This is a genomic window from Pseudomonas sp. FW300-N2F2, assembly GCF_017351655.1.
In the GTDB taxonomy this organism is placed as follows: domain Bacteria; phylum Pseudomonadota; class Gammaproteobacteria; order Pseudomonadales; family Pseudomonadaceae; genus Aquipseudomonas; species Aquipseudomonas fluorescens_AA.
Window position 1 is genome coordinate 1136650 of the sequence record NZ_JACNDQ010000003.1, and the last position, 16305, is coordinate 1152954.

The window sequence follows — 16305 nt, forward strand, 5'->3', positions numbered from 1 at the left end:
ATGAATGAACAACCCGCGGCCTGCCGCATCCATGTCGAGGCCCTGGCCCCGGCCTTCCAACCGCAGGCCGAACACTGGGCCGAGCGGCTTGGCCTGCCTTTGCAAGTGGACGATGGCGAGTTTGCCTTGCAGGTCGGTGAGCAGGGGTTGCAATTGCAGCAGTTGGGCCCGGATGCACCCGGGCCGGTGCGCGTGGACTTCGTCGAAGGCGGTGCGGCCCATCGGCGCTTGTACGGCGGCGGCAGCGGCCAGATGATCGCCAAGGCGGTCGGCATCGCCCAGGGCGTGCGTCCGCGGGTGCTGGATGCCACGGCCGGGTTGGGCAAGGATGCGTTTGTGCTGGCCAGCCTGGGCTGCGACATGAGCCTGATCGAGCGCCAGCCGCTGATTGGCGCCTTGCTGGAGGATGGCCTGGCCCGTGGGGCGGAGGACTTCGAGGTGGCGCCGATCGTGGCGCGCATGCGTTTGCTCAAGGGCAATTCCATCGAGGTGATGCGCAACTGGGAAGGCGAACCGCCCCAGGTGATCTACCTCGACCCGATGTTCCCTCATCGTGAGAAAACCGCCCTGGTGAAGAAGGAAATGCGCCTGTTCCGCCCCCTGGTGGGCGATGACCCGGACGCCCCGGCGCTGCTCGCCGCGGCCCTGGCCCTGGCGACGCACCGGGTGGTGGTCAAGCGCCCGCGCAAAGCCCCGTGCATCGAAGGGCCGAAGCCGAGCCATGGGCTCGATGGCAAATCCAGTCGCTACGACATCTACCCGAAGAAAGCGCTCAAGCCCTGAGGCCGGGTCGCCTGCATCGCGAGCAAGCTCGCTCCCACATTGGATCTGTGGTGCACATCAAACCCTGTGGGAGCGAGCTTGCTCGCGATGAGGCCCTTCCAGCGCGCAAGGCTACCGGTCGAGCTAAGGCCGATAAGCCCGCATGAACAACCCCACCACTTCCTGCACATGAGCCTCGGCCGCTTCCGCTTCCTGGGGTTCGCCGCAGCCAGACAACAACCGGAAATTCGCCGCGCCCTTGATCAGGCAGAAGAAATGCTCGGCGGCATTGCGCGGTTTATCGATGCTCAAGGCACCGCTCTGGTTGACCTTGGTCAGCAGCCGCTCCATGCCTGAGAGCATCCGCTGTGGGCCTGCTTCGTAGAAAATCGTCGACAGCTTCGGGTCCTGGCTGCCCAGGGCCATGATCAGCCGATGCAGGTTCAGGGATTCGGCGCTGTTGATCAGTTGGTTGAACCCGCGGGCGATGTTCAACAACACCTGTTCGATCGCAACGCCGTCGGGCCATTCATAAAACAGCGGCGGCACCTGCTCTTCGCATTTGGCTATCACGGCAGCGGAAAACAGCGTCTCCTTGTCGTTGAAATGGCTATAGACCGTCAGTTTAGAAACCCCGGCCTCGGTGGCGACGGCGTCCATGCTGGTATTGGCATAACCCATGCTCAGGAACAGGCGTTTCGCCGCGTCGAGAATGGCCTGGCGCTTGGCCAGGTCCTTGGGGCGACCAGGGCCGCTGGGGGGTGAAGGATTGTTCGACATTTCTTCGCTTTAATACTGGACTGGTGAGTTTGCTATTAATAACATACTCGCCAGTATAATTATTCCAAGCACCATTAGCGAAAGGTCACTTGTCATGTTCCGCTATGCCCTGCCCCTCGCCGTGCCAGTCGCCCTGGTTTTTTTATTGTCTGCGTGCGGTCATGACGAGCCGGTGCCCGTCGCCGTGCGCCCCGCCATGGTGGTCAAGCCCGAGCCGTCGGCCCAGGCGATGGACAGTTACCCCGGCGAAGTGCGGGCCCGTTTCGAGCCCGACCTGGCCTTTCGCATTGGCGGCAAAGTGAGCCGACGACTGGTGGAGGAGGGGCAGCGGGTCAAGGCCAATCAACCGTTGGCGGAGCTCGATCCCGAAGATGTGCGCCTGCAACTGGAAGCGACCCGTGCCCAGGTCGCCGCCGCCGAGGCCAACCTGAACCTTGTCCGCGCCGAGCGTGACCGCTACAAAACCTTGATGGAGCGGCAGATGGTCAGCCGCTCCCAGTACGACAACGCCGAAAACCTTTATCGCTCCGGCACCGCACGGCTCAAGCAGATCAAGGCCGAGTTCGATGTCGCCAACAACCAGGCCAGCTATTCGGTGTTGCGTGCGCCCCAGGATGGCGTGGTGGCACGGCGTTCGGTGGAAGTCGGGCAGGTGGTCTCGGCCGGGCAAACCGTCTTCACCCTGGCCACCGACGGTGAGCGTGAGGTGCTGATCAGTCTGCCGGAACAGGGGTTTGGCCGGTTCAAGATCGGCCAGCCGGTCTCGGTCGAACTGTGGAGCCAGCCCGACCAGCGTTTCAGCGGGCGTATTCGCGAACTGTCACCCGCCGCCGACCCCAAGTCCCGTACCTTCGCCGCCCGCGTGGCCTTCACCGCCGGCAGCGTTCCGGCCGAGTTGGGCCAGAGCGCGCGAGTGTTTATCCAGACTGCCGACAAGGTGCCGCTGTCGGTGCCCTTGTCGGCCCTGACCGCTGAAAACGGCGCGACGTATGTCTGGGTGGTCAACGCCAACAACACCTTGAAAAAAGTCCCGGTGCGGGTCGGCGCCTTCGGCGAAAAGACGGTGCCGGTGCTGGAAGGCCTCAGCCCCGATGACTGGGTGGTGGCTGCCGGCGTGCATGTGCTCCTTGACGGCCAGCAGGTGCGGCCGGTGGATCGCTCCAACCGCGTGGTCAACCTGACGGCCAAGGAGTAATCCGCGATGGGTTTCAATCTTTCCGAATGGGCGCTGCGTAACCGCCAGATCGTACTGTTCCTGATGCTGTTGCTGGCCATCGTCGGCGCGCTTTCCTACACCAAGCTCGGTCAGAGCGAAGACCCGCCGTTCACCTTCAAGGCCATGGTCATCCGCACCAACTGGCCAGGCGCCACGGCCGAGGAAGTTTCGCGGCAAGTCACTGAGCGCATCGAAAAGAAGCTGATGGAAACCGGCGACTACGAAAGGATCGTCTCGTTCTCCCGGCCAGGGGAATCCCAGGTGACCTTCATGGCCCGCGACTCCCTGCATTCGGCGCAGATCCCCGAGCTGTGGTACCAGTTGCGCAAGAAGGTCGGCGACATCCGCCACACCTTGCCACCGGGTAGCCAGGGGCCGTTCTTCAACGACGAGTTCGGGACCACCTTCGGCAATATCTACGCACTGACCGGCGACGGCTTCGACTACGCCGTGCTCAAGGACTACGCCGATCGCATCCAGCTCCAGCTGCAGCGGGTCAAGGACGTGGGCAAGGTCGAGCTGCTCGGCTTGCAGGACGAGAAGATCTGGATCGAGTTGTCGAACGTGAAGTTGGCGACCCTCGGCCTGCCCTTGGCCGCAGTCCAGCAGGCCCTTGAAGAGCAGAACACGGTTTCCACTGCGGGCTTCTTCGAGACTGGCAGCGAGCGCTTGCAGCTGCGGGTTTCGGGGAACTTCCAGACGGTGGAAGAGATCCGCAACTTCCCGATCCGGGTCGGCGATCGTACGTTCCGCATCAGCGACCTGGCGGACGTGCGCCGTGGTTTCAACGACCCGCCAGCGCCACGCATGCGCTTCATGGGCGAGGACGCCATCGGCCTGGCCGTGGCGATGAAGGAAGGCGGGGATATCCTGATTCTGGGCAAGGCCCTTGAAGCCGACTTCGCCCGTATCCAGAACACCCTGCCGGCCGGCATGCAATTGCGCAAGGTTTCGGACCAGCCGGCGGCGGTGAAGACCGGGGTCGGTGAGTTCGTCCAAGTGCTGGTGGAAGCGCTGACGATTGTGTTGCTGGTGAGCTTCTTCTCCCTGGGGCTGCGCACCGGGATGGTGGTGGCCCTGGCGATTCCGCTGGTGCTGGCGATGACGTTCGCCGCCATGTACTACCTGGGGATCGGCCTGCACAAGATTTCCCTCGGCGCGCTGGTATTGGCCCTGGGGCTGCTGGTGGACGACGCGATCATTGCGGTGGAGATGATGGCGATCAAGATGGAGCAGGGCTTCGACCGGATCAAAGCCGCCAGCTTCGCCTGGACCAGCACCGCATTCCCGATGCTCACCGGTACGTTGATCACGGCGGCGGGCTTCCTGCCGATCGCCACCGCGCAATCGGGCACTGGCGAATACACCCGTTCGATTTTCCAGGTGGTGACCCTGGCGTTGCTGGCGTCCTGGGTGGCCGCCGTGGTGTTCGTGCCGTACCTGGGGGAAAGGCTCCTGCCAGACCTGGCGAAAATTCATGCGGCCAAACATGGCACGACTGACGGCCAGACCGACCCTTATGGCACGCCGTTTTATCAGCGTGTCCGGCGGATGGTGGAATGGTGCGTGCGTCGGCGCAAAACCGTCATCCTGCTGACCGTGCTGTTGTTCGTCGGCTCGGTGGTGTTGTTCCGGTTCGTGCCGCAGCAGTTCTTCCCGGCATCGGGGCGGCTGGAGCTGATGGTCGACTTAAAGCTGCAGGAAGGTGCCTCCCTGAGCAATACCGCCGAGCAGGTCAAGCGCCTGGAGGCGCTGCTCAAGGACCATGCCGGCATCGACAACTACGTGGCCTACGTCGGTACCGGTTCACCGCGTTTCTATCTACCGCTGGATCAACAACTGCCGGCTTCCAGCTTTGCCCAGTTCGTGGTGCTGGCCAAGACCATCGAAGACCGCGAGCCGTTGCGCAGTTGGTTGATCACCACCCTGAACGAACAATTCCCGACCCTGCGTTCGCGGGTCACGCGCCTGGAAAACGGCCCGCCGGTCGGCTATCCGGTGCAGTTTCGCGTCACGGGTGAGCACATCGAAGAAGTCCGGGCCCTGGCGCGGAAAGTGGCGACGAAAGTTCGCGAAAACCCCTACGTGGTCAATGTGCACCTGGATTGGGAAGAACCGAGCAAGGTGGTGTACCTGAACGTCGACCAGGACCGCGCCCGGGCCCTGGGTGTCAGCACCACCGACCTGGCGAGTTTCCTGCGCAGCTCCCTCACCGGCTCCAGTGTCAGCCAGTACCGGGAAGACAACGAACTGATCGAAATCCTGCTGCGCGGTACGGTGCATGAACGCACCGAGCTGTCGTTGCTGCCGAGCCTGGCGGTACCAACCGACAACGGCCAGAGCGTGGCCCTGTCGCAGATCGCGACCCTGGAATACGGCTTCGAAGAGGGCGTGATCTGGCACCGCAATCGCCTGCCGAGCGTGACCGTGCGGGCCGATATCTACGGCAAGGAACAACCGGCGACCCTGGTCCAGCAGATCTTCCCGACCCTGGAGCCGATTCGTGCCGAACTGCCGGACGGTTACCTGTTGGAGGTGGGCGGTACGGTAGAGGATTCGGCCCGCGGCCAGAAATCGGTGAATGCCGGTGTGCCGTTGTTCATCGTGGTGGTGCTGACGTTGCTGATGCTGCAACTGCGCAGTTTCTCCCGCACGGCCATGGTGTTTCTCACCGCACCCCTGGGGTTGATCGGCGTCACGCTGTTCCTGTTGGTGTTCCGCCAGCCGTTCGGCTTCGTCGCCATGCTCGGCACTATCGCGCTGTCGGGGATGATCATGCGTAACTCGGTGATCCTGGTGGACCAGATCGAACAGGACATCAAGGCTGGCCTGGCGCCCTGGCAGGCGATCATCGAAGCCACGGTGCGCCGCTTCCGCCCGATTGTGCTCACCGCACTGGCCGCGGTGCTGGCGATGATCCCACTGTCACGCAGCCTGTTCTTCGGGCCGATGGCGGTGGCGATCATGGGCGGCTTGATCGTGGCCACGGCGTTGACGCTGTTGTTCCTGCCGGCGTTGTATGCGGCGTGGTTCAGGGTCAAGAAAACCTGAACCGATCCAGCGACCAGCGCAGATCCAATGTGGGAGCGAGCTTGCTCGCGATAGCGGTGCAACAGCCAACAAAGATGTTGAAGCTGATACCGCTATCGCGAGCAAGCTCGCTCCCACAGTTGTTTTGGGTTGGGGCTCAGAGGGTGCCGAAGACTTTCTTCGCCAAACTGGTCGCCGCAGCCGCCGGGTTCTGGCGAATGGTGGCTTCCTGCTTGCCGATCATCTCGAACAACCCATCCAGCGCCTGTTCGGTCACGTAGTTCTCGATGTTGGCGCTCTTGGCATCCAGCACGCCGAACGTCGCGGCCTGGCCGGCGAAGGCATTGTATTTCTGGGCCAGGCCGACCTTGTCGGTGGCTTGCTTGACGATGGGCAGGAACTTGGCGCGGATCTGCTCGCGGCTGCTCTTGTTCAGGTATTGCGTGGCGGAGTCGTTGCCGCCGCTCAAGATGCCCTTGGCATCGCTCACGCTCATGTTCTTCACGGCATTGACCAGGATCGGTTGAGCCTGGACCACGGCGGCCTCGGCAGCCTGGTTCATGCTGGTTTCCAGTTGATCGACCTGCTCACCCATGCCGAAGGCCTTCATCTTGCTGGCGACTTTGCCCAGCTTGCCTGGCAGTTCGATTTTCACATCCGGGTTGTTGCTGAAGCCGCCGGGTGTGCCCAGTTGCTTGACCGCCACCTGTGCGCCTTGGGTCAAGGCGTCCTTGAGGCCGCCCGTGGCATCTTGTTGCGACAGGTCGCCCAGGGACAGGGCCATGGCATTGGCGCAGATCAACAGGCCCGCGCACAGGCCGGTGAAACGGAGGGTAGAGCGGAGCATGATGGCATCCTTGAAAAAAGTTGGAAAAAGCAATCAGCGTGCGGCGTTGACGCGGATCTTCAACGGCTGCGGATCCTTGCCATCGAGTTGCACGGCGTGTTGTTCGGTGGTGATGAACATCAACTGGCCATCCACTTCGATGCGGGCGCTCACGGCATAACGATGGCCGGGCTTGACCTGGGCGGGATCATAACTGAGGTGGAACGGCAGCGGGACCTGGCCTTTGATCGGGCCGCTCTGTTCATCGAGCACCACCGCAGGAGCGGCGGCCAGGGAAACGTCCTGCAGGCTAACGCTCAAGGTAGCGTTGGGCGGCAGGGCGATGCGTTGCAGATAGAAGACTTCGCCGTCGAGGGACGCGGAGGATGGTGTTGTCGATTGGCAAGCGGCCAGCATGGCCATGGATGCAAGCAGAGCGAGTCTTTTCATGGGGGAAGCACCTGGCTCGTTGACGCCAGCCACACATGGGCGTCAACGAGCATTTAGCGGATTTGCGTCCAAGCATCCCTGCGTAACGTCGCGGCTCAGGAACCGAACACGGGCGCTTGAACAGTTTCAGCCAGCGATGCTGGCGCCAGGCTCAGGGGGATGTCAACGTGTTGATCGCCGCCATCCCAGGTGAAGGCCTGTTCGGTATCAAGGAAAAGAGCGGTACCACCTTGGTACATTTGCACCTTTACCGAGAGCTTCTCGCCGACGGACGCCCTCTCGGAGTTGATCTGGAAGCGATATTGCCACGGCTGCTGGAGCGGCTCCCTTGGCGCCATGTTGGAGCCCTGGCCGCCACTGGTGCTGATCTGCACACCGTCGGCATTTCGAACACTGATTTCGGCACGGCCGGCTTCCGGGAGTTCGTAGCCTGCGGGCAGTTGCAGGGTGAGGGTGATGATGTTCATGTTGAATTCCTTTTCAATACGTCGACATTGACGTGGGCTCATCCTAGAGGCCTGCTCCAAAGTTCTCTGTAGGCCTTTTCTTCGTTTGACGTCGCCTTGGCCGCTGCGTAGCGTCGGAGTACGCCTGTCGATTGACCGAAGCACTCACCAGAACCGTTCCATGCTCAAGGTGAGTGATCGGCAAATGTCAAAGGTCGGGGCTGACGGCGATCTCCGCCGCATCTTCACTGCGATGCAACGCCACCTGGCGAATCGACAGGCGAATCTCCGCCGGCAGCACCCGCTTGGCCGCGCCTTCGGCCAGTTCGCCCAGTAATTTGTGGTAGCTGAGTTTGCCGGCCTCGTCGCGGCGCAGCACATCGAGGTCCAGCATCGTCTGGATGAAGTGGCGGAACAGGCTCTTGTCGAAGAATTCCGGTGCGTTCAGACCATGCAGGATCGACAGGCGCTGGGCCATGACGGTACAGAGGTCTTCCAGCTCTTCGGCGCTGACGCTGTTCTGACCACTGTTGAGCAGCAGCGAGACGGTCATGTAGAAGCGCTGCAAGGTCTGGGCAATGCTTTTGGACAGTAGGGTCAGCAGCACGAAGTGCCGTGAACTCGGCGCCGGACGCAGGTACAGGTCGTTTTCGAAACGCAGCAGGCCCTGTTCGACAAACGCCTCGAGCCATTGGTCGACCACGCCGTCCAGTTCTTCCAGCGACCAGCGAATGAACAACTCCGATTGCAGGTACGGGTACAGCGCATGGGTGTAGCGCAGGATCTGTTCGCGGCTCATGCGCGAGCTGCTCTGGAAGAAGCTCGCCAGCAACGCCGGCAGGGCGAAGATGTGCAGCACGTTGTTGCGGTAGTAGGTCATCAGCACCGCGTTCTGCTCGTCCAGGTACAGAATCTTGCCCAGGGCATCGCTCTGTTCCGACAGCAGGTCCATGCCCTTCACGTGCTCGATCAGCGCTTGGCCGTCGCCTTCGGGCAGGGTGGTGTGGGGCGAGTACGGGACTTTGCGCAGCAACGCCAGGTACAGGTCGAGCACCCGCGCCATGGCGCGGTCGTCCAGGGCCAGGCGGCTGGTGGACAGCAGCGCCAGGGCGACAAGGTTGACCGGGTTGATGGCCGCGGCTTCGTTCAGGTGCCGGGCCACGCGCTCGCCGAGGCGGTGAGTGGTTGCGTTGAGCCAGGCCGGCTTGAATTGCGGGCCCAGTTCCTGTTGGCGCCAGCCGGGTTGTTCGCCGTCGAGAAATTCCGCCAGCTTGATCGGTTCGCCGAAGTTCACCGCCACCTGGCCGAAGCGCTGCTTGAGGGCGCCGATGACCTTGAAGATGTCGAAGATCGATTCTTTCTTCTTGCTGGCCCCGCGCAGTTCGCCCAGGTAGGTGCGGCCTTCCAGCACCCGCTCATAACCGATGTAGACCGGCACGAACACGATGGGCATGCGTGAGGAGCGCAGGAAGCTGCGCAGGGTGATGGCGAGCATGCCGGTCTTGGGTTGCAGCATGCGCCCGGTGCGCGAGCGACCGCCCTCGACGAAATACTCCACCGGAAAGCCTTTGGTGAACAGCGTGTGCAGGTATTCGTTGAACACCGCGGTGTAGAGCGGGTTGCCCTTGAAGGTGCGGCGCATGAAGAACGCCCCGCCTCGGCGCAGCAGGCCGCCGATCACCGGCATGTTGAGGTTGATGCCGGCGGCGATGTGCGGTGGCGTCAGGCCATTGCGAAACAGCAGGTACGACAGCAGCAGGTAGTCGATGTGGCTGCGGTGGCACGGCACATAGATGACTTCGTGGCCCTGGGCGACGTTCTGCACGCCTTCGATGTGGTTGACCTTGATGCCGTCGTAGATCTTGTTCCAGAACCAGCTCAGCACCACTTCCAGGAAACGGATCGCGGTGTAGGTGTAGTCCGAGGCGATCTCGTTGCCGTAGCGCAGGGCCTGGGCCTTGGCTTTTTCCGGGGAGATCTTTTCCCGTTCGGCTTCCTCGGCAATCGCCTGCTTGACCAGCGGCTGGTTCAACAGACCCTTGACCAGGTTGCGTCGGTGGGAGATGTCGGGGCCGATGACCGCCGCTTTCAAGTTGCGAAAGTGCACCCGCAGGATCCGCTGGGCCATGCGCACGGTGCGTTCGTGGCCCTTGTCGTGTTCGATCAGTTCGCGCAGGTGGATCGGCGCGGAGAATTGCACGCGGGTCTTGCGCCCCAGGATCATGATGCTCAACAGGCGGCGCAAGCGCCCGGTGACGGCCCAGCTGTCGGCGAACAACAGCTTCCAGGGGCTGGATTCGCTGTCGGGCGACTGGCCCCAGAACACGCTGACCGGGATGATCTGGGCGTCTTCGGCGGCATTGTGGGTCAGGGCGTCGACCAGCCGCGTCAGGGTGGGTGGCGCACCGCGCTTGTCCTGGCGCCCGATCCAGTCCGGAGCCGGCGTCAGGTAGAAAAACGCCGCCGGTTCCAGCAGGTTACCCACCGAGACCGGCAGCACCGGACGGGGCAGGCCGGCCTTGGTGCATTCGGTGTCGAGCACCGCCAGGTCGGTGAGCGAAGGGTCTTGCAGGACGTAGAACACCGGACGACTGCGGTCGAGGTTGAGGGTAAAGGACGACTGGTTGATGGTCTCGGAGCGAACCCAGAGGTACAACAATCGGCGCAGGGTGCCAAACACAAGACGACGGAACGGGGAGCGGGTCATACGGCTTCTGCATGAGTGGATAAAACCGAGCGGCTGCTCGGGCCCGCTAGTGTGCCGGATTCATCGAAAATCGGCAAAAAAGCGCCGAAGTAAAGTCAGTTGAGAGTTTTTCCGTGTGTCATATACTCGGCAGGTTACCGCCCCGGCCTCCCATGGACGGCCAGACGGCGGTGAAAGTTCGTACGGCTTTCCATCGAAAAGTCGACTTATAAGATAAAAATGGGAGTGAGCATCATGGCAGCACGGGAAACCGGCAGTGTGAAGTGGTTCAACGACGCCAAGGGTTACGGCTTCATCCAACGTGAAGGCGGGGCGGATGTGTTCGTGCATTACCGCGCCATCCGCGGCGAAGGCCACCGTTCCCTGACCGAAGGCCAGCAGGTCGAGTACGCGGTCGTGGAAGGGCAGAAGGGCTTGCAGGCTGAGGATGTGGTGGGGTTGTAAGCCGCATTCACTGGCTACACAAAATCCATTGTGGGAGCGAGCTTGCTCGCGATAGCGACGTGTCAGTCACTTCTAATCTGGCTGATCTACCGCTATCGCGAGCAAGCTCGCTCCCACAGTTTTGAATGGGTGTTCACATATTTCGTGCCCGCCACACATCCCCTGTGGGAGCGAGCTTGCTCGCGATGACGGCGGTACATTCAACATCATCGTCTCAGGCAGACCGCTATCGCGAGTTAGCTCGCTCCCCCATTGGTTCTTCGCGTCACGCCGTCTTCCAGGTAATCTCTTCTTCCCCATCAACGCTGATGCGAATCCAGCGGTCCGCCGATTCTTCCCCTTCTTCCTCCACCCATGACCCAGGCGCGCAGCGCACTTCGACGTTCAGTGCGGCGAAGGCGGCGCGGGCGCAGGCGATGTCGTCTTCCCACGGGGTCTGGTCGCTTTCCAGGTACAGGCTGTTCCATTTGCCCACGGCCTTGGGCAGCCAGGTCACGGGGATGCTGCCGGCCTTGCACTTGTAGGTCTGGCCTTTCTGTACCCAGTCACTGCACGGGCCCAGGGCCTGGCCGAGCCAGGCGGCGATGGCCTTGTGGTCGACGTCGGCGTCTTTGAGGTAAATCTCGATATCGGGTTGGCGCATGGATGTCCTCGCTGCGGTCTTGAAAAATCCATTCGCGGATTTAACTGGCCCCGAACGGTTGCCCGGGGCCCGGAATCAAAAAGGTTATTGAAGAACGAAATAATCGTAGCGCATCGACACCGTGACCTCGAATGGCTCGGCCTGCTCGATCACGCTGGCGCGGCGTTCGGCGCTGGCGCGCCAACCGTGGGGCGTCATGGCCAGCAGGTTGGCGCGATCCTGGCCATTGTCGAGGGTCAGCTTGAATTCGAGGGTTTCGCTGTGATCCAGCACCATGCCCGACGGCACCAGGGCCAGGTGCTTGTCGTCGGTGTAGGCGCGCACTTCGTCGTACAGGCGCTCGCGCAACTCCATCAGGTGGCCGGCGGTGGGGCCGACCTTCATCAGGCCGCCGCCGGGGCTGAGCAGGCGCTTGGCCTCTTGCCAGTCCAGCGGGCTGAACACGCTGGCCAGGAACTGGCAGCAACCGTCCGCCAACGGCACTCGGGCCATGCTGGCGATCAACCAGGTCAGTTGTGGGTTGCGTTTGCAGGCGCGCTTGACCGCCTCGCGGGAAATGTCCAGGGCATAGCCATCGGCATGGGGCAACGCCTCGGCGATCTGCGCGGTGTAGTAACCCTCGCCGCAGCCGATGTCCAGCCAGCGCCCGGGCGCGCGCTCGGCGGCCAGTTCCGCCAGGCGCCGGGCGACCGGGGCGTAGTGCCCGGCGTTGAGAAAGTCGCGGCGGGCTTCGACCATCGCCTGGTTGTCACCGGGGTCGCGGCTGTTCTTGTGCTGCACCGGCAGCAGGTTCAGGTAACCCTGCCGCGCGCGGTCGAAGCGGTGACCGGCGGGGCACACCACGCCGTTGTCCACCGCGTTCAGCGGTTCACTGCAGATCGGGCAGGCGAGCATCAGGCGAGCAACTTGATCAGCGTCTTGTAGTAGATCTCGGTCAGCACGTCGAGATCGGCGGCCAGCACACGCTCGTTGACCTGGTGGATGGTCGCGTTGACCGGCCCGAGTTCCACGACTTGCGTGCCCATGGTGGCGATGAAGCGACCGTCGGACGTGCCGCCGCTGGTGGACGCCTGGGTCTCGCGCCCGGTGACATCCCGGATGCTCGACGACACCGCATCGAGCAGCGCGCCCGGTTCGGTGAGGAACGGCAGGCCGGACAAGGCCCAGTCGATGTGCCAGTCCAATTGATGCTTGTCGAGGATGTCGGCGACGCGCTGTTGCAGGCCTTCGACGGTGGACTCGGTGGAGAAGCGGAAGTTGAAGACCGCTTCCAGGTCACCGGGGATCACGTTGGTCGCGCCGGTGCCGGAATTGAGGTTGGAGATCTGGAAACTGGTCGGCGGGAAAAAGTCGTTGCCGTGGTCCCAATGCTCGGCGGCCAATTCGGCCAAGGCGGGCGCGGCCAGGTGGATCGGGTTCTTCGCCAGGTGTGGATAAGCCACGTGGCCTTGCTTGCCGCGCACGGTCAGCTTCGCTCCGAGGGAGCCGCGCCGGCCGTTCTTGACCACATCGCCCACCAAGGTGGTGCTCGACGGCTCGCCGACGATGCACCAGTCCAGTCGTTCCTGACGGGCCTTGAGGCGTTCGACCACGGCTTTGGTGCCGTGGTGGGCCGGGCCTTCTTCATCGCTGGTGATCAGGAAGGTCAGCGAGCCCTTGTGGTCCGGGTAGTCGGCGACGAACCGTTCGGCCGCCACGACCATCGCCGCCAGGCTGCCTTTCATGTCCGCCGCGCCACGGCCGCAGAGCATGCCCTGTTCGTCGATGACCGCATCGAACGGGTCGAGCTGCCAGGCCTTTACCGGACCGGTCGGCACCACATCGGTGTGCCCGGCGAAACACAGCACCGGGCCGTCATGCTTGCCATGGCTGGCCCAGAAGTTATCCACATCCTCGATGCGCATCGGCTCGAGCGTGAAGCCCGCGTTGCCCAGGCGCTGCATCATCAGTTTCTGGCAATCGGCATCCACCGGTGTCACGGACGGACGGCGGATCAGGTCGCAGGCGAGTTGCAGGGTCGGCGAGAGGTCGGCGTGGGCCGTCATGGAAACTCCGGGAATATAGTGTGAACGCAAGGCTTGTGCAGGCGCGGGCTGGCTCGCGCAAAATGGCGGTTATCTTATAGCAAAACGACCACTATTGGCCCAAGTATGCCGACGGTGTGTGACACAAAACTTGTGGGAGCGAGCTTGCTCGCGATGGTGCTGGATCAGCCAGCATCGATGTCGACTGATACACCGCCATCGCGAGCAAGCTCGCTCCCACAGAGGTTTTGCTTAAATTGCCGAGACAAAGCCCTATAATGCGCGCCGGTTTTTGGGGTAATGGTCATGAGTACAGAAGATCCACGGTTTGCCGGCATCGCCCGTTTGTATGGCATTGAGGGCCTGGAACGCCTGCGGGCGGCCCATGTGGCGATCGTCGGCGTCGGTGGTGTCGGTTCCTGGGCGGCGGAAGCCATCGCCCGTTGCGGCGTGGGCGAGATCTCGCTGTTCGACCTGGACGATGTCTGTGTCAGCAACGCCAACCGCCAGTTGCACGCCCTGGACAGCACCGTCGGCAAACCCAAGGTCGAAGTGATGGCCGAGCGGCTGCGGGGGATCAACCCCGACTGCACGGTGCACGCGGTGGCGGACTTCGTCACCCGCGACACCATGGCCGAGTACATCACGCCGAACATCGACTGCGTGATCGACTGCATCGACAGCGTCAACGCCAAGGCTGCGCTGATCGCCTGGTGCAAGCGCCGCAAGATCCAGATCATCACCACCGGCGGCGCGGGCGGGCAGATCGACCCGACGCTGATCCAGGTTTGCGACCTCAACCGTACGTTCAACGATCCACTGGCCTCCAAGGTGCGCTCCACCTTGCGCCGCGACTACGGTTTCTCCCGCACCGTGACCCGCCACTACAGCGTGCCCTGCGTATTCTCCACCGAGCAACTGCGCTATCCGAAGCCGGACGGCAGTATTTGCTTGCAGAAGAGTTTTGTCGGCGACGGCGTCAAGCTCGACTGCGCCGGTGGGTTTGGTGCGGTGATGATGGTCACGGCGACGTTTGGCATGGTCGCGGCGACCAAGGCTGTGGATAAGATCGTGGCGGGTGTGCGGCGACCGGCTGACAGGGCCAAGCCTCAGGTTTGAGGGGGGCTGATGGCCTCATCGCGAGCAAGCTTGCTCCCACATGGGATCGGGCTGAATGCAGTATTTGCGTACACCAAATCCCCTGTGGGAGCGAGCTTGCTCGCGATTGCGGTTACTGAGTCAACTCAAACATCCGCTTTAGCACCGCATTCAAGCCATTGCTACGCGACGGCGACAGCTGCCGCGACAATCCCAGTTGGTTGAACCAATCCGGCAGATCCACCTGCTGCAATGCCTCGGCGGACAGCCCGTTGACCCGCGCCAGCAGCAACGCCACCAACCCACGGATCAACCGCGCATCGCTGCTGGCGCAAAACTGCCAGTGCCCGTCGTGCAAACGACCCACCAACCACACCTGGCTTTCACAGCCGTGGACGAGGTTGGCCTCGCACTTGTCCGCGTCGCTCAGGGGCGGCAGACGCTCGCCCCATTGCATCAGCAGCCGGGCCCGTTGCTCCCAGCCTGACGCGTCCCGGAAGATCTGCAGCGCCGTGGCGGCATCGGCTGGCAGGTTCATCGCAACATCTCCAAGGCTTGGTCGAGGGCTTCGAAGAACCGTTCGATGTCGGCGGAATCGTTGTACAACGCCAACGACACGCGAATCGCCCCGGACAGCTTCAAATGCTTGAACAGCGGCATCGCGCAGTGATGCCCGGCGCGCACGGCAATGCCTTGCTCGGTCAGCAGGTGCGCCAGGTCGGCGTTGTGGATGCCTTCGACCACGAAGCTGACCAGGGCCAGGCGCGGGTTGCCCAGCAGGCGAATACCGTTGCGGGCCTGCAGGCCATGGCGCAGGTAGTCGTGCAGTGCCGCCTCATGGTCGATGAGCGCTTGCGGATCGAGGGCGGACAGGTAGTCCAGGGTCGCGCCCAACCCGATCACACTGGCAATCGGCGGCGTGCCGGCTTCGAAGCCCAGCGGTGCCGGACGGAAGGTGGCGCTGTGGTAATCGGCCTGTTGCACCATTTCGCCGCCGAACTGCCAATGGCGCAGCTTGCCAAGGGCTTCGGTACGGCCGAACAGCACGCCCAGCCCGTCGGGGCCATAGAGTTTGTGGCTGGAAAACACGTAAAAGTCGCAGCCCAGCGCTTCCACGTCGTGGCGGCCATGGACCACGCCTTGGGCGCCGTCGATCACCGTCAGTGCGCCTTGGGCCTTGGCCAGCGCCAGCAGCGCCGGCACGGGCTGCCAGGCCCCCAGCACGTTGGATAACTGGCTCACCGCCAGCAAGCGCGTACGGGGACCGATCAGTTCGGCGGCGGCGCCAGGGTCGATCACGCCGTCGGCATCCAGTGGCAACACCACCAGGGTCAACGAACGGCGCTCGGCCAGTTGCTGCCACGGCAGCAGGTTGGCGTGGTGTTCCAGGGCGCTGATGACGATCTCATCGCCCGGGTTGAATAAATGTTCCAGCCCGTAGGCCAGCAGATTCAGCGCCGAAGTGGCGCCGTGGGTGAAGACCACTTGCCCGCAGTTTCCGGCATTGAGCCATTGCGAGGCCTTGAGGCGGCTGTCCTCGAACGCCTGGGTGGCATGGGCGCCCGGCAAATGTTGCGCCCGGTGCACGTTGGCCGCGCCGTTGGCGTAGTAATGCGTCAGGGCATCCAATAGGGCTTGGGGTTTTTGCGTGGTGGCGGCGCTGTCCAGGTAGGTCTGGCCTTGCCGTTGCAGGGCGGCGATGGCCGGGAAATCGGCACGCCAGGGGGATTGGATCAACATGCTTTCGGGCCCTGCTGGAATGACGCCGGACCCTGTGGGAGCGGGCTTTTTTGTGGGAGCCGAGCTTGCTCGCGATGGCCGCGACACGGTTTAACTGCAAGACCGCGTCATCGTTCATCGCGAGCAAGCTCTGCTCCCA

15 protein-coding genes are annotated in these 16305 nt (G+C 63.0%); 5 read left to right on the forward strand and 10 right to left on the reverse strand.

Features of this window, described 5'->3' with window-relative positions; translation table 11 throughout:
* Nucleotides 1-783 carry a class I SAM-dependent methyltransferase gene (locus J4E63_RS25685; protein ID WP_207283699.1) on the forward strand — a complete coding sequence of 261 codons (783 nt, stop codon included), beginning with the start codon at nt 1-3 and terminating at the stop codon, nt 781-783.
* 123 nt (nt 784-906) lie between these two features.
* Here J4E63_RS25685 and J4E63_RS25690 read toward each other — a convergent pair whose 3' ends face one another.
* The gene (locus J4E63_RS25690) at nt 907-1542 is read right to left on the reverse strand and encodes a TetR/AcrR family transcriptional regulator (RefSeq protein ID WP_207283700.1); all 636 of its coding nucleotides are present in this window, start codon (nt 1540-1542) and stop codon (nt 907-909) included.
* Nucleotides 1543-1636: 94 nt separating this feature from the next.
* Here J4E63_RS25690 and J4E63_RS25695 point away from each other — a divergent pair, with 94 nt between their 5' ends.
* Nucleotides 1637-2737 (forward strand): efflux RND transporter periplasmic adaptor subunit, encoded by a 1101-nt coding sequence (locus J4E63_RS25695; protein ID WP_103307891.1) that lies wholly within the window; start codon nt 1637-1639, stop codon nt 2735-2737.
* Nucleotides 2738-2743: 6 nt separating this feature from the next.
* On the forward strand, nt 2744-5809 hold the full coding sequence (locus J4E63_RS25700) for an efflux RND transporter permease subunit (RefSeq protein ID WP_207283701.1): 3066 nt from the start codon (nt 2744-2746) through the stop codon (nt 5807-5809).
* A 136-nt stretch (nt 5810-5945) separates the two neighbouring features.
* On the opposite strand, the gene J4E63_RS25705 is transcribed toward J4E63_RS25700, so the two are convergent.
* From J4E63_RS25705 to plsB, 4 genes are all read right to left on the reverse strand, one after another.
* Nucleotides 5946-6635 (reverse strand): DUF4197 domain-containing protein, encoded by a 690-nt coding sequence (locus J4E63_RS25705; RefSeq protein ID WP_053118806.1) that lies wholly within the window; start codon nt 6633-6635, stop codon nt 5946-5948.
* A 33-nt stretch (nt 6636-6668) separates the two neighbouring features.
* Nucleotides 6669-7064 (reverse strand): YbaY family lipoprotein, encoded by a 396-nt coding sequence (locus J4E63_RS25710; RefSeq protein ID WP_207283702.1) that lies wholly within the window; start codon nt 7062-7064, stop codon nt 6669-6671.
* A gap of 95 nt (nt 7065-7159) precedes the next feature.
* Entirely contained in the window at nt 7160-7531 is a 372-nt protein-coding gene (locus tag J4E63_RS25715; protein ID WP_092165823.1) for a hypothetical protein, read from the reverse strand.
* A gap of 187 nt (nt 7532-7718) precedes the next feature.
* Nucleotides 7719-10217, reverse strand: a complete 2499-nt coding sequence (gene plsB, locus J4E63_RS25720; protein ID WP_207283703.1) for a glycerol-3-phosphate 1-O-acyltransferase PlsB — start codon at nt 10215-10217, stop codon at nt 7719-7721.
* Nucleotides 10218-10451: 234 nt separating this feature from the next.
* Here plsB and J4E63_RS25725 point away from each other — a divergent pair, with 234 nt between their 5' ends.
* Complete coding sequence (locus J4E63_RS25725) at nt 10452-10661, forward strand: cold shock domain-containing protein (RefSeq protein WP_003198198.1); 210 nt, start codon at nt 10452-10454, stop codon at nt 10659-10661.
* A 265-nt stretch (nt 10662-10926) separates the two neighbouring features.
* Here the strand turns inward: J4E63_RS25725 and J4E63_RS25730 are convergent, their stop codons facing one another.
* The 3 genes from J4E63_RS25730 to dapE form a co-directional block, all read right to left on the reverse strand.
* Complete coding sequence (locus J4E63_RS25730) at nt 10927-11304, reverse strand: hypothetical protein (RefSeq protein ID WP_116643089.1); 378 nt, start codon at nt 11302-11304, stop codon at nt 10927-10929.
* Between the two features lie 84 nt (nt 11305-11388).
* A complete protein-coding gene (locus J4E63_RS25735) occupies nt 11389-12198 on the reverse strand; it encodes a putative RNA methyltransferase (RefSeq protein ID WP_207283704.1) in 810 nt (269 codons plus the stop codon).
* Nucleotides 12198-13349, reverse strand: a complete 1152-nt coding sequence (gene dapE / locus J4E63_RS25740) for a succinyl-diaminopimelate desuccinylase (protein ID WP_092202223.1) — start codon at nt 13347-13349, stop codon at nt 12198-12200. The genes J4E63_RS25735 and dapE overlap by 1 nt, the downstream gene beginning before the upstream one ends.
* A 285-nt stretch (nt 13350-13634) precedes the next feature.
* On the opposite strand from dapE, the gene tcdA reads away from it, so the two are divergent.
* Nucleotides 13635-14447: a tRNA cyclic N6-threonylcarbamoyladenosine(37) synthase TcdA gene (gene tcdA, locus J4E63_RS25745; protein ID WP_404943344.1), complete on the forward strand. Its 813-nt coding sequence runs from the start codon at nt 13635-13637 to the stop codon at nt 14445-14447.
* 112 nt (nt 14448-14559) lie between these two features.
* On the opposite strand, the gene J4E63_RS25750 is transcribed toward tcdA, so the two are convergent.
* Both J4E63_RS25750 and J4E63_RS25755 read right to left on the reverse strand, forming a co-directional pair.
* Complete coding sequence (locus J4E63_RS25750) at nt 14560-14964, reverse strand: SufE family protein (protein ID WP_207283706.1); 405 nt, start codon at nt 14962-14964, stop codon at nt 14560-14562.
* Nucleotides 14961-16166: an aminotransferase class V-fold PLP-dependent enzyme gene (locus J4E63_RS25755; protein ID WP_207283707.1), complete on the reverse strand. Its 1206-nt coding sequence runs from the start codon at nt 16164-16166 to the stop codon at nt 14961-14963. Before J4E63_RS25755 ends, J4E63_RS25750 begins: the two co-directional genes overlap by 4 nt.
* Nucleotides 16167-16305: the final 139 nt, after the last annotated feature.